Annotated in this window: 14 protein-coding genes; 9 read left to right on the top strand and 5 right to left on the bottom strand. The window is 41.3% G+C overall.

What is annotated here, in order from left to right; all coding sequences use genetic code 11:
• Positions 1–8 precede the first annotated feature (8 nt).
• The 4 genes from D2908_RS03220 to D2908_RS03205 form a co-directional block, all read right to left on the bottom strand.
• Positions 9–308 carry a DUF1827 family protein gene (locus D2908_RS03220; RefSeq protein ID WP_000767189.1) on the bottom strand — a complete coding sequence of 100 codons (300 nt, stop codon included), beginning with the start codon at positions 306–308 and terminating at the stop codon, positions 9–11.
• A gap of 58 nt (positions 309–366) precedes the next feature.
• The gene (locus tag D2908_RS03215) at positions 367–819 is read right to left on the bottom strand and encodes an NUDIX hydrolase (protein ID WP_117304829.1); all 453 of its coding nucleotides are present in this window, start codon (positions 817–819) and stop codon (positions 367–369) included.
• Positions 820–948: 129 nt separating this feature from the next.
• Positions 949–3,207 carry an ATP-dependent Clp protease ATP-binding subunit gene (locus tag D2908_RS03210; protein WP_117304827.1) on the bottom strand — a complete coding sequence of 753 codons (2,259 nt, stop codon included), beginning with the start codon at positions 3,205–3,207 and terminating at the stop codon, positions 949–951.
• Between the two features lie 229 nt (positions 3,208–3,436).
• Complete coding sequence (locus tag D2908_RS03205) at positions 3,437–3,667, bottom strand: DUF1797 family protein (protein WP_117304825.1); 231 nt, start codon at positions 3,665–3,667, stop codon at positions 3,437–3,439.
• Positions 3,668–3,857: 190 nt separating this feature from the next.
• Here D2908_RS03205 and D2908_RS03200 point away from each other — a divergent pair, with 190 nt between their 5' ends.
• From D2908_RS03200 to D2908_RS03185, 4 genes are all read left to right on the top strand, one after another.
• The gene (locus D2908_RS03200; RefSeq protein WP_001011642.1) at positions 3,858–4,541 is read left to right on the top strand and encodes an amino acid ABC transporter permease; all 684 of its coding nucleotides are present in this window, start codon (positions 3,858–3,860) and stop codon (positions 4,539–4,541) included.
• Positions 4,541–5,275, top strand: a complete 735-nt coding sequence (locus D2908_RS03195) for an amino acid ABC transporter ATP-binding protein (RefSeq protein ID WP_117304823.1) — start codon at positions 4,541–4,543, stop codon at positions 5,273–5,275. The genes D2908_RS03200 and D2908_RS03195 overlap by 1 nt, the downstream gene beginning before the upstream one ends.
• Positions 5,276–5,428: 153 nt before the next feature.
• Positions 5,429–6,289, top strand: a complete 861-nt coding sequence (locus tag D2908_RS03190; protein WP_165847426.1) for a bifunctional methylenetetrahydrofolate dehydrogenase/methenyltetrahydrofolate cyclohydrolase — start codon at positions 5,429–5,431, stop codon at positions 6,287–6,289.
• A 67-nt stretch (positions 6,290–6,356) separates the two neighbouring features.
• Complete coding sequence (locus tag D2908_RS03185; protein WP_117304819.1) at positions 6,357–7,208, top strand: NAD(P)H-hydrate dehydratase; 852 nt, start codon at positions 6,357–6,359, stop codon at positions 7,206–7,208.
• Between the two features lie 24 nt (positions 7,209–7,232).
• On the opposite strand, the gene D2908_RS03180 is transcribed toward D2908_RS03185, so the two are convergent.
• Complete coding sequence (locus tag D2908_RS03180; RefSeq protein ID WP_117304817.1) at positions 7,233–7,418, bottom strand: hypothetical protein; 186 nt, start codon at positions 7,416–7,418, stop codon at positions 7,233–7,235.
• Positions 7,419–7,579: 161 nt separating this feature from the next.
• Here D2908_RS03180 and rpiA point away from each other — a divergent pair, with 161 nt between their 5' ends.
• From rpiA to D2908_RS03150, 5 genes are read left to right on the top strand one after another with little or no spacing between them, the layout of a single operon-like run.
• Positions 7,580–8,263: a ribose-5-phosphate isomerase RpiA gene (gene rpiA / locus D2908_RS03170; protein WP_117304816.1), complete on the top strand. Its 684-nt coding sequence runs from the start codon at positions 7,580–7,582 to the stop codon at positions 8,261–8,263.
• Between the two features lie 23 nt (positions 8,264–8,286).
• Positions 8,287–9,498 carry a phosphopentomutase gene (locus D2908_RS03165; RefSeq protein WP_117304814.1) on the top strand — a complete coding sequence of 404 codons (1,212 nt, stop codon included), beginning with the start codon at positions 8,287–8,289 and terminating at the stop codon, positions 9,496–9,498.
• A 1-nt stretch (position 9,499) separates the two neighbouring features.
• The gene (locus D2908_RS03160) at positions 9,500–10,057 is read left to right on the top strand and encodes a DUF1697 domain-containing protein (RefSeq protein ID WP_117304812.1); all 558 of its coding nucleotides are present in this window, start codon (positions 9,500–9,502) and stop codon (positions 10,055–10,057) included.
• A complete protein-coding gene (locus D2908_RS03155) occupies positions 10,057–10,866 on the top strand; it encodes a purine-nucleoside phosphorylase (RefSeq protein WP_117304810.1) in 810 nt (269 codons plus the stop codon). Before D2908_RS03160 ends, D2908_RS03155 begins: the two co-directional genes overlap by 1 nt.
• 2 nt (positions 10,867–10,868) lie before the next feature.
• A complete protein-coding gene (locus D2908_RS03150) occupies positions 10,869–12,149 on the top strand; it encodes a chloride channel protein (RefSeq protein ID WP_117304808.1) in 1,281 nt (426 codons plus the stop codon).
• The last annotated feature ends 309 nt before the right edge of the window (positions 12,150–12,458 follow it).

The following is a 12,458-nucleotide window of genomic DNA, read 5'->3' as shown; positions in this document are numbered from 1 at the left end:
TTAAGATTTTATTTGGTTGGAATCGAAATTCCAATTAATTTTTCTGAATAGAGGGTTTTGATATTGGCCTCATCAATAGAGTCCTTATCAATTTTACGTTTCAAGAAAAATTCTTGAATCGCTTCGATTTCAGGTTCGCGAATAGCGCGATGTTTGTTTGAAATGAGGATTTCATAGTGAAGCGGAGCTTGGGTAAAAATAACATCTGTATTTCCCGCAGAATAGACCTCAACAAGGGTTGCATCGGTACTTTCTAGCTGGCTTTTTACAAGTTGCGAGTGTGAGTTTGTTGTATTGATAAGCTTCATAACATTTCCTCCGATTTTCTAATTCTATTATAGCACTTTTTGAATAAAGTAGCATGATTTAGTCAATCTTATGCTGTTTTTTCCAAGATTGGATTGCCCATTTATGGCTACCACGTTTGAGATTTTCAATAGCCTCGTCAATAGGGAACCAGGCGATATGATTAAAGTCCTCTAGTGGTTTTTGCACTTCTTTGAAAGAAGTCGCTTCATAGAGGTAGGCAGGATTGTAATAGTAGGTGTCACGATGACGAGAGTAGAAATATTCGTCAGCTTGCCCGTAATAGATACCAATTTTAGCTGTGAAACCAAGCTCTTCAATCAATTCACGCTTTAGGGCTTCCTGATGATTTTCACCTGCTTCAATTTCGCCACCTGGTAAGAACCAGGCACCATTGGGAGCTTGAACTAAAACTATTTGTTTTTTTTCAGGATCAGGAATAACTGCGTAGACACCATAGCGGTGCTGGTAGGTCACATTCTCTTTTTTTTCTCCGAAAGTTGGGGTTGCCATTGCATTTTCCTCATTATCTAATATCTTTATTATTATCTTAATGGACAAAGGCTGAGCTGTCAAGAACTTATTGTTATTTTAGTAAAAAGGAGTAGAAAATTTTCATTTTCTACTCCTTTTCTATAGGATTTATACTTCTTTTTCAGAAGTTTTTACTTCAGCTTTTTTGGCAGACTTGATTTGAATACTTCCCTTGCTGGTCATAACTGCCTTTAGATCTTTTTCGCTTGGATTTTCAAGGTAGTAATCAGTGATTGCATCCTCAATATAGTCTTGAATAGTCCGACGAAGTGGGCGTGCACCCATTTTTGGATCATAGCCAAGGTCAACCAATTTTTCTTTGACCTTTTCTGTTACATCTAAATGAATATTGTTGTTAGAGAGGCGTTTGTTAACATCTGCTAGCATAAGCTCGACAATCTGAAGGAGGTTCTCCTTGCTGAGAGCCTTAAATTCGATAATACCATCAAAACGATTCATAAACTCTGGGCTAAAGAAGTTACCGAGTTCACCGAGAACAGAGTTGGTACGTCCTTCTCTAGCAGCCCCAAATCCAACGCTAGCTTCGGCTTTTCCAGTTCCAGCATTTGAAGTCATGATGATGATGGCGTCTTTGAAGCTAACGGTGCGCCCTTGTCCATCTGTCAAACGACCATCGTCCAAGACCTGGAGGAACATGTGCATAACATCTGGATGGGCTTTCTCTACTTCATCCAAGAGAATAAGAGAATATGGATTACGGCGGACTTTCTCAGTTAATTGCCCAGCCTCGTCGTAGCCGACATAACCTGGAGGGGCGCCGACTAATTTAGCCACACTGTGTTTTTCCATATATTCACTCATATCAAAGCGAATCATGCTGTCAGCAGAACCAAAAAGTTCGATAGCTAGTTGTTTAGAAAGTTCTGTCTTACCGACACCAGTTGGCCCAACAAAGAGGAAGCTTCCGATTGGACGATTAGGCGTACCAAGTCCAACACGATTACGGCGAATAGCTTTTGCAATTTTATCAACTGCATCATCCTGGCCAATAACATGAGACTTGAGGTCTTCGGCTAGATGGATGAGTTGGGATTGTTCTTTCTCTTTTAAATCACCAACAGGGATGTTTGTTTTCTGCTCGATAATGTGCTCAATGGTTTTTTCGCTGATGATAGGAGTATCTTGGTCTGTGACCTTTTTCTTTTGCATTTCCTTATACTTGGCAATTTGGTCGCGGAAGTAGGCGGCCTTCTCAAAATCCTCCTCTCGTGTAGCTTGAGATTTGAGATTTTCAGCCTCAATCAAGCGCTGATCAATTACTTTAGGATCTACAAAATTCAAGGTCAAGTTCATCTTAGAACCAGCTTCATCTAGGAGGTCAATGGCCTTGTCAGGTAAGAAGCGATCTTGGATGTAACGATTGGAAAGAATTGCCGCTGCTTCAATTGCAGCATCGGTATATTGAACGTGGTGGTAATCTTCGTATTTCTTTTGAATTCCTTTGAGGATAGTAATTGTTTCGTCCACAGTTGGTTCATCTACCTTAACAGGCTGCATACGACGTTCTAGGGCAGCATCTTTTTCAATGATACGATACTCATTGAGGGTAGTAGCGCCGACCAGTTGCAGTTCCCCACGAGCAAGGGCTGGCTTGAGGATATTTCCAGCATCCATATTGCCATCGCCCGCAGAACCCGCGCCGACAATTTCATGGATTTCATCGATAAAGAGGATGATGTCCTCACGTTTGCGAATTTCTTCCATGAGTTTTTGCATGCGTTCTTCAAATTGTCCTCGGATACCTGTTCCTTGTACTAGGCTAACCACATCCAGACGGATGACTTGTTTACCTTGGAGTTTGTGTGGAACATCGCCATCGACAATCTTCTGGGCTAGACCTTCGACAACTGCAGTTTTTCCGACACCTGGTTCACCGATAAGGACAGGATTATTTTTGGTTCTGCGATTTAGAATTTCGATGACACGGATAATTTCATCGTCGCGTCCAATAACAGGGTCAATATCTCCACGACGGGCAATTTCAGTTACGTTGATACCAAATTCTTCCAGCAGGCCTTTTTCTTGGTTAGGTGGTGGAGTCTGAGCAGGTCCACGATTTTTGGAACCGTAACCGCCGTTTCCACCGTAACCTCCACCTGATTGGGTTGGGGGAGTCGGAGGAGTGTTGTTAGAAGGTCTAAAATTGTTTAGGTCATTGAAGAAATCACCAAAGGGATCAAAGTCATGATTGTTCAGATCCGTTATACCTTTAAAGAGGCTATTGTTAGGATCTGTTTTGATAATCTTATAGCAGTTTTGACAGAGGTCAATTTGTTTTTGCTTTCCATTGAGATTGGTATAAAGATGAATTGTTGAGTCGTTGATTTTACAGTTTTGACAAAGCATACATCTACCTCATTTCTTTCTTTAGCCTGACCTGTCGAAAGGTCAAAAATAGTCAAATTTCTATACTCTCATTATAACAGGATTGAGGTGTAAAGCAAGTAAAAAGATTGAAGCTTTGAGAAGTTGTTACAATGAAATTCATTGTGAATTTGAACTATAAAAAAATCCTATTTGTGAAACAAAAAGGATTTTGGTAAGACATGCAGGGTGTAACCCAGCTTGTTTTGTATTAGTAAAGGAGTTCGTAAATCTCCATTGCAATCAAGTCAATGCTGTCAAACGTATAAGTTTCGCGAGCCTCGACATCACGGAGGGTAAAGATTGAGCCATTTTCTTCGTCGCGGCTGTATGCAACTTCTGCAACAACAACTCCTTCGCGTTCAAAATTACGTTTTAAATTTCCTCCGTCTTTTGCCATTGCTTCAAGGCGGTTGATGATTCTAACCAAATGTGATTCCATTTTGATTCTCCTTCATTTCTTATCGTTACTATTTTACCATAAAGGAGGTCAACTTGACTAGAAAAAACTAAGATTTCTCGCTAATTCTACCAGTTTTAAGATTTTTTGAATAAATTAAACCAAATATTTGAATTTTAATTCAATCCATGTTATAATCATACAGTATTCTATTTTAGAAAGCAGTGTGACTATGAATTTTTCTTTTTTACCTAAGTATTTACCTTATTTTAACTATGGGGCTGTTGTGACGGTTCTCATTTCTATCTGTGTTGTCTTTTTGGGAACTATTTTAGGTGTTGTCTTGGCTTTTGGGCAACGTTCAAAGTTTAAACCGCTTGTTTGGCTCGCCAACTTGTACGTTTGGATTTTCCGCGGGACACCGATGATGGTTCAGATTATGATTGCCTTTGCTCTTATGCATATCAATGCTCCGACTATTCAGGTTGGGATTTTGGGTGTTGATCTTTCTCGCTTGATTCCAGGGATCTTGATTATCTCTATGAACAGTGGTGCTTATGTTTCTGAGACTGTTCGTGCTGGAATCAATGCGGTTCCAAAAGGTCAGCTAGAGGCGGCTTACTCGCTAGGGATTCGTCCTAAAAATGCGATGCGCTACGTGATTTTGCCACAAGCTATCAAAAATATTTTGCCAGCATTGGGGAACGAATTTATCACTATTATCAAGGATAGTTCCCTCTTGTCAGCTATCGGTGTCATGGAGTTGTGGAATGGGGCTACAACAGTTTCTACAACAACCTATCTACCTTTAACACCACTTTTATTTGCTGCATTTTACTACTTGATTATGACTTCTATTTTGACAGTGGCCTTGAAAGCTTTTGAAAAACGTATGGGACAAGGAGATAAGAAATAATGACGGAAACCTTGATAAAAATTGAAAATTTATATAAATCATTTGGAAAGAATGAAGTATTGAAGGGTATCAACCTTGAGATTAAAAGAGGAGAAGTTGTCGTTATCATCGGTCCTTCAGGGAGCGGGAAATCTACCTTGCTTCGCTCTATGAATTTGTTGGAAGAAGCGACTAAGGGGAAGGTTGTCTTTGAGGGAGTCGATATTACAGACAAGAAGAATGACCTGTTTGCCATGCGTGAGAAGATGGGCATGGTTTTTCAACAATTCAATCTCTTTCCTAATATGACTGTGATGGAAAATATCACCTTGTCTCCTATCAAGACCAAAGGTGAAAGCAAGGCCGTTGCTGAGAAGAGAGCTCAGGAACTTTTGGAAAAAGTTGGTTTACCTGATAAGGCAACTGCTTATCCACAGAGTTTGTCAGGTGGCCAGCAACAGCGGATTGCTATTGCGCGTGGTTTGGCTATGGAACCTGATGTTTTACTCTTTGACGAGCCGACCTCAGCCCTGGACCCTGAAATGGTAGGTGAGGTGCTGGCAGTTATGCAAGACCTAGCCAAGTCAGGAATGACCATGGTTATCGTAACACATGAGATGGGCTTTGCTCGTGAGGTGGCAGATCGTGTTATCTTTATGGCAGACGGTGTGGTTGTTGAAGACGGAACACCGGAACAGATTTTTGAACAAACCCAAGAACAACGGACTAAGGACTTCTTGAGTAAGGTTTTATAATCTATTTTAAAATTTTAAGATAAGATTAGTGAAAAGCTCGACCCGAGCTTTTTCTTATAGTATGAAACTATAGGGTTGCCTAGGAAAGAAGTGTTAGAGGGTGCTGGCAGTTTTTGGTATAATGGAAGATATTTGAAAGAAAAGAGAAGTAATATGACACAGATTATTGATGGGAAAGCTTTAGCGGCCAAATTGCAGGGGCAGTTGGCTGAAAAGACTGCCAAACTAAAAGAAGAGACAGGTCTAGTACCTGGTTTGGTAGTGATTTTGGTTGGGGACAACTCTGCTAGCCAAGTCTACGTTCGAAATAAGGAACGTTCTGCCCTTGCGGCTGGTTTCCGTAGTGAAGTAGTGCGAGTTCCAGAGACCATTAGTCAAGCAGAATTGTTAGACTTGATTGCTAAATACAATCAAGATCTAGCTTGGCACGGGATCTTGGTTCAGTTACCATTACCAAAACATATCGATGAAGAGGCGGTTTTGTTGGCTATTGATCCTGAAAAGGACGTAGATGGTTTTCATCCTCTAAACATGGGGCGTCTCTGGTCTGGTCATCCAGTCATGATTCCATCAACACCTGCAGGAATTATGGAAATGTTCCATGAATACGGGATTGACTTGGAAGGTAAAAATGCGGTCGTCATCGGTCGTTCCAATATCGTTGGAAAACCTATGGCCCAGCTTCTTTTAGCCAAGAATGCTACAGTGACCTTGACTCACTCACGCACCCATAATCTTGCCAAGGTAGCTGCTAAAGCAGATATTCTGGTGGTCGCAATTGGCCGCGTCAAGTTTGTGACTGCTGACTTTGTCAAACCAGGTGCGGTAGTCATTGATGTTGGGATGAATCGTGATGAAAATGGTAAGCTCTGTGGGGATGTGGATTATGATGCAGTTGCCCCACTTGCTAGTCACATCACGCCAGTCCCTGGAGGTGTTGGTCCTATGACCATTACCATGCTAATGGAGCAAACCTATCAGGCAGCCCTTCGGACATTGGATAGAAAATTTTAAAAGTAAGATTACAAAAGGAGGTCTGCGCCTCTTTTTTGTTGTATAATAAAAGAGAGAGGGAAAAACGATGAAAGTGGTTGATCAAGTATTATTAGAAAAAGTCATGATTGAACGTTCTCGTACCAGTCATAAAGGAAATTACGGTCGTCTGCTGTTGCTGGGTGGGACTTATCCTTATGGTGGTGCTATTATCATGGCTGCTTTAGCAGCTGTAAAAAGCGGTGCAGGATTGGTGACCGTTGGCACAGACAGTGAAAATATCTCAGCTCTGCACAGCCATTTACCTGAGGCTATGGCCTTTTCTCTTCAAGACCAGCAATTGTTAAAAGAGCAATTGGAGAAGGCAGAAGTTGTCTTGCTGGGGCCTGGTTTACAAGACGATGCTTTTGGAGAAAATCTAGTCAAACAGGTCTTTGCTAGCTTAAAAAAGAATCAGGTTTTGATTGTAGACGGAGGGGCCTTGACCATTCTTGCTAAGACAAGTTTGTCGTTTCCATCTAACCAGCTTATCCTAACTCCACACCAAAAAGAATGGGAAAAGTTATCTGGAATTACGATTGAAAAACAAAACAAAGATGCAACGGCTAGTGCCCTAACTTCCTTCCCTCAAGGAATAATTTTGGTGGAGAAAGGTCCAGCTACTCGTATTTGGCAAGCTGGCCAGTCTGATTATTACCAGTTACAGGTTGGCGGTCCCTATCAGGCGACTGGGGGAATGGGAGATACACTGGCTGGAATGATTGCAGGCTTTGTAAGCCAGTTTAAACAAGTCAGTCTCTACGAGCGTGTGGCAGTAGCAACCCATCTTCATTCAGCTATTGCTCAAGAACTAGCTCAAGAACATTATGTAGTCTTGCCGACGGAAATCAGCTCTTATCTGCCCAAAATAATGAAAAAAATATCTCAAAAAGGCACCTGATAGTTTCAGGCGCCTTTATATCTTTTAGAAAAATCCTTTAATCTTTCCAACGAGGCCATCTAGACCTTCAGAACCAGAAATCAACTGCTGAGCTTGAGAGAAGTATTCTCCAAGCTGTTCTTGATTTTCCGCAACAAATGTTTTTGCAGCTTCGAAATCTTTTGTTTTGATTAGCTCTTTTACTTGGTTAAACAAATCTAATGGGGTCATCTTATTTCTTCATTTCTGTACTCAACTATTTAACCACCTTTATGCTAAAAAACCAACCCGAGTAAGATTTCTTCGAGAATGGTTATCGGTTTCAATTTTCAGATGAATATTAAGCCTTTACATGGTATAATAAAGGTAGCATTTTGTTTGGAGGTGTTTAAGTGGAAAATCTGAAAAAAATAGCAGGCATCAAGGCTGCTGAGTTCGTAACCGATGGAATGGTTGTAGGACTGGGAACAGGCTCGACTGCCTACTATTTCGTAGAAGAAATCGGTCGTAGAATCAAGGAGGAAGGACTTCAAATTACAGCCGTGACGACTTCTAGTGTAACGACGAATCAGGCACAAGGATTGAATATACCGCTTAAGTCTATTGATGAGGTGGATGAGGTTGATGTGACGGTTGATGGAGCTGATGAGGTGGATCGTCAGTTTAATGGTATCAAAGGAGGCGGTGGTGCCCTTCTAATGGAAAAAGTAGTTGCGACACCAACTAAACAGTATATTTGGGTGGTAGATGAGAGCAAGATGGTTGAGAAACTGGGCGCTTTTAAACTACCTGTCGAAGTTGTCCAATACGGAGCAGAACAGGTTTTCCGTCGTTTTGAAAAAGCTGGCTATAAGCCAAGTTTTCGTGAAAAAGATGGCCTACGCTTTGTGACGGATATGAAAAATTTCATTATTGACCTTGATTTAGGTGTTAATGAAGATCCAATTACTTTCGGACAAGAATTGGACCATATCGTTGGCGTCGTAGAGCACGGCCTATTCAACCAAATGGTGGATAAAGTCATCGTTGCTGGACGAGACGGGGTTCAGATTTTAACTTCAACAAAAGTAAACTAATCAACATAATAAGGAGACACACTATGCCAAAATTTAATCGTATTCACTTGGTGGTACTCGATTCTGTAGGAATCGGTGCAGCACCAGATGCTAATAACTTTGTCAATGCAGGGGTTCCAGATGGAGCTTCTGACACATTAGGACACATTTCAAAAACAGCTGGTTTGAATGTCCCAAACATGGCTAAAATCGGTCTAGGAAATATTCCTCGCGAAACTCCTTTGAAGACTGTAGCGGCAGAAAGCAATCCAACTGGATATGCAACAAAATTAGAAGAAGTATCTCTAGGTAAGGATACCATGACTGGTCACTGGGAAATCATGGGACTCAACATTACAGAGCCTTTCGATACTTTCTGGAACGGATTCCCAGAAGAAATCTTGACGAAAATCGAAGAATTTTCAGGACGCAAGGTCATTCGTGAAGCCAACAAACCTTACTCAGGAACTGCTGTAATAGATGACTTTGGACCTCGTCAAATGGAAACTGGCGAATTGATTATCTATACCTCAGCTGACCCTGTTTTGCAGATTGCTGCCCACGAAGACATCATTCCTTTGGATGAACTCTACCGTATCTGTGAATACGCGCGTTCGATTACCCTTGAGCGTCCTGCTCTTCTTGGTCGTATCATTGCCCGTCCTTATGTCGGCGAACCTGGAAACTTCACACGTACAGCAAACCGTCGTGACTTGGCTGTATCTCCATTTGCACCAACTGTTCTTGATAAATTGAATGAAGCAGGTATCGATACTTACGCTGTTGGTAAAATCAACGATATCTTTAACGGTGCGGGGATCAACCATGATATGGGACACAATAAGTCAAATAGCCATGGAATTGATACATTATTGAAGACAATGGGCCTTGCTGAGTTTGAAAAAGGATTCTCATTCACAAACTTGGTGGACTTTGATGCCCTTTACGGCCACCGTCGTAATGCTCACGGTTACCGTGATTGTTTGCATGAGTTTGATGAACGCTTGCCTGAAATTATCGCAGCCATGAGAGAAGATGATCTACTCATGATTACTGCTGACCATGGAAATGACCCAACCTATGCTGGAACTGACCATACTCGTGAATACATTCCACTTTTGGCCTACAGCCCTAGCTTTAAGGGAAATGGTGTCATTCCAGTTGGACATTTTGCAGATATCTCAGCGACAGTTGCGGATAACTTTGGTGTGGAAACGGCCATGATTGGGGAAAGTTTCTTAGATAAATTGGTATAAGATGACGCGCTATGCTTTACTGGTTAGGGGCATTAATGTCGGTGGGAAAAATAAGATAGTCATGACGCAACTTCGTCAAGAACTGACAGGGTTGGGATTAGAAAATGTTGAGACCTACATCAACAGTGGGAACATTTTCTTTACTTCGACAGCTCCCAAAGCCCAATTGGTTGAAAAGTTAGAGGTATTCTTTGAAGTCCATTATCCATTTATTCAGAGTTTTTCTTTGCTGAGTCAGGAAGATTATGAAGAAGAGCTGAATAATCTGCCAGATTGGTGGACCAAAGATTTGGCACGAAAGGATGTTCTCTTTTACACTGAGGGATTGGATGTGGCTCAAGTCATTGAGACAGTTGAAAGTTTGGAACTGGTCGATGAAGTGCTTCATTTTGGAAAACTTGGTATTTTCTGGGGTAAATTGTCAGAAGCTAGCTACTCTAAGACAGCTTATCACAAGCGCTTGCTAAAGATGCCTTTCTATCGCCAAATTACGATTCGCAATGCCAAAACCTTTGACAAAATCAGTCAATTTTTAAAACATAAAGAAGGAGATAACTAATGACATTTTTAGACAAAATCAATGAAACTGCTGCTTTTTTGAGAAGCAAGGGAGTAGAAGCGCCAGAGTTTGGTCTAATCCTTGGGTCAGGACTCGGTGAACTTGCTGAAGAAATCGACAATCCAGTTGTTGTAGACTACGCTGAAATTCCAAACTGGGGACGTTCAACTGTTGTCGGTCACGCGGGAAAATTAGTTTACGGTGAGCTTGCAGGACGTAAAGTATTGGCCCTTCAAGGGCGTTTCCACTTCTACGAAGGAAATCCTCTTGAAGTGGTGACATTCCCAGTTCGTGTCATGAAAGTTTTGGGCTGTGAAGGTGTCATTGTAACCAATGCAGCTGGTGGCATTGGTTATGGCCCAGGTACTTTGATGGCTATCTCAGACCATATCAACATGACAGGGCAAAACCCATTGATGGGTGAAAACTTGGATGAGTTTGGTCCTCGCTTCCCTGATATGTCTAAGGCTTACACTCCAGAATACCGTGAGACTGCTCATCAAGTAGCAGACAAATTGGGCATTAAACTGGATGAAGGTGTCTATATTGGTGTAACAGGCCCGACTTATGAAACCCCAGCAGAGATTCGTGCCTATAAGACATTGGGAGCAGATGCAGTTGGTATGTCCACTGTTCCTGAAGTTATTGTGGCAGCCCACTCAGGCTTGAAAGTACTAGGTATTTCATGTATCACTAATCATGCTGCTGGTTTCCAAGAAGAACTTAACCACGAAGAAGTAGTGGAAGTAACTGAGCGCGTCAAAGGCGACTTCAAAGGATTGCTTAAAGCTATTCTTGCTGAATTATAATCATGGTACAAGAGTTGAGGAGTAGTCTTCAGAGAATACCGTATAACCTCAAATTGGTTCTAGCGGTCATCATGATAGGACTAGTTTCAGGTATATTCGGAATTTTGCTCCATTATCTTTTAGAGCTGGTTGAAGGGCTAGCTTTTGGTCAGTCAGAGCATCATAGTGGATTTTTGACAGATGGAGTTTCCTCCTCACGGATAGGCATCAGTTTAATCATCGTGGGAGTTAGTTCTGCCTTGGTCTGGTATTTCTTACAAAGAAAATCAAAGATTTTTTCCATCAAAGCGCAGATGAAGGATGAAACATCACAATACAAACTTCATTTTTTAAAACAACTAGTTCATTCAATTTGGCAGATTATTGCGGTTGGAGGAGGGACACCTATCGGTAAGGAAGCTGCGCCACGGGAGATTGGAGCTTTATTTGCAAGACCTATTGCCAATATTTTTTCTCTCTCCGTGAAGGACCAAGTTTTTTTCATTGCCTGTGGAGCTGGTGCGGGTTTAGCGGCTGTCTATCAGGTTCCGTTAACGAGTGTGTTTTTCGTTTTTGAAACCTTGGGAATTGCTTTATCTGTCAAACGTTTTTTCTTGGTCGGTCTGACTACATATGTATCAGCCTTTATAGCAGGCTTTGTTGTTTCAAATCATGCTCTCTACCAGCTTCCAGCTCTGACTTGGTCACTAGGTGATAGTTGGCTTGTTCCTCTATTACTTCTTTTCTTGACTCCACTCGCTTGGCTTTTTGCTCGCTTAAGTAAAAAAGCATCTTCAAAAAGAATAAAAGATAAACGAATACTTCTCACATTGCCCTCAGCTTTTCTTTTTCTTGCTGGATTGGCAAGTTATTTTCCACATCTACTTGGAAATGGGCGTATGATGGCTCAGGAGATTTTAAACGGCAGTAATGCCAAGATGGTAATCCTCTTGTTTGTCTTGAAAGCCTTGGTCGTTTTAGTCACCCTTTGGGCAGGTGCCTATGGTGGTACCTTGACACCGTCTTTTGCCTTGGGGATAGCAGTAGCTGCACTCTTGACCATGATTTTAGGTAGTGGCAACCAGCCAGCAGTCTTACTATTAGGTTCGGTTTGTTTTTTAGCTGTGACCTTGAAGGCTCCCCTGTCTGCAACTGGATTGGTAATGGGTTTCACTGGTCAATCATTGGAGGCTATACCTTTTCTTTTGGTGACTGCTTACTTGGCATTTGGTTGTGCTAAAATACTGGATCAAATCCCTTGGGAGAAATACTTACGACCAAAGACAAGGATAAAAGAAACTTAATAAGAATACTCTAATTTTTCTAATCAAAAATATATTTTAAATTTATAATCAATATCATTTAATAAAGAAAGGTAGAGCGTGTGTTCAGATTTGAACACGAGCGCAAAGCTCGGAAAATAGATAATTTGACTAAGAAATCAGGATTTCTCGTCAGATTTCTAATTTTCAGTCTCTTTCTGGTCGCTCTTTAATCTTCATAAAATAAAGAAAGGATGGGTTAACTGTATTCACCGAACTGAATACGGGCGGCTCTCCTCTAAATCATCAAAATTAAGAAAGAAAGGAATTGAACCCACCCTAAAAGCAGTG

Origin of the sequence: Streptococcus sp. LQJ-218 (assembly GCF_003428885.1) — a bacterium.
GTDB lineage: Bacteria > Bacillota > Bacilli > Lactobacillales > Streptococcaceae > Streptococcus.
The sequence above is the reverse complement of the archived record's forward strand: the minus strand, read 5'-3'. Positions and strand labels throughout refer to the sequence as shown.

Coding starts and splice junctions, on each gene's coding strand:
- D2908_RS03220 (WP_000767189.1), bottom strand. CDS start 308: ATGAAGCTTATCAATACAACAAACTCACACTCGCAACTTGTAAAAAGC.
- D2908_RS03215 (WP_117304829.1), bottom strand. CDS start 819: ATGGCAACCCCAACTTTCGGAGAAAAAAAAGAGAATGTGACCTACCAG.
- D2908_RS03210 (WP_117304827.1), bottom strand. CDS start 3,207: ATGCTTTGTCAAAACTGTAAAATCAACGACTCAACAATTCATCTTTAT.
- D2908_RS03205 (WP_117304825.1), bottom strand. CDS start 3,667: ATGGAATCACATTTGGTTAGAATCATCAACCGCCTTGAAGCAATGGCA.
- D2908_RS03200 (WP_001011642.1), top strand. CDS start 3,858: ATGAATTTTTCTTTTTTACCTAAGTATTTACCTTATTTTAACTATGGG.
- D2908_RS03195 (WP_117304823.1), top strand. CDS start 4,541: ATGACGGAAACCTTGATAAAAATTGAAAATTTATATAAATCATTTGGA.
- D2908_RS03190 (WP_165847426.1), top strand. CDS start 5,429: ATGACACAGATTATTGATGGGAAAGCTTTAGCGGCCAAATTGCAGGGG.
- D2908_RS03185 (WP_117304819.1), top strand. CDS start 6,357: ATGAAAGTGGTTGATCAAGTATTATTAGAAAAAGTCATGATTGAACGT.
- D2908_RS03180 (WP_117304817.1), bottom strand. CDS start 7,418: ATGACCCCATTAGATTTGTTTAACCAAGTAAAAGAGCTAATCAAAACA.
- D2908_RS03165 (WP_117304814.1), top strand. CDS start 8,287: ATGCCAAAATTTAATCGTATTCACTTGGTGGTACTCGATTCTGTAGGA.
- D2908_RS03160 (WP_117304812.1), top strand. CDS start 9,500: ATGACGCGCTATGCTTTACTGGTTAGGGGCATTAATGTCGGTGGGAAA.
- D2908_RS03155 (WP_117304810.1), top strand. CDS start 10,057: ATGACATTTTTAGACAAAATCAATGAAACTGCTGCTTTTTTGAGAAGC.
- D2908_RS03150 (WP_117304808.1), top strand. CDS start 10,869: ATGGTACAAGAGTTGAGGAGTAGTCTTCAGAGAATACCGTATAACCTC.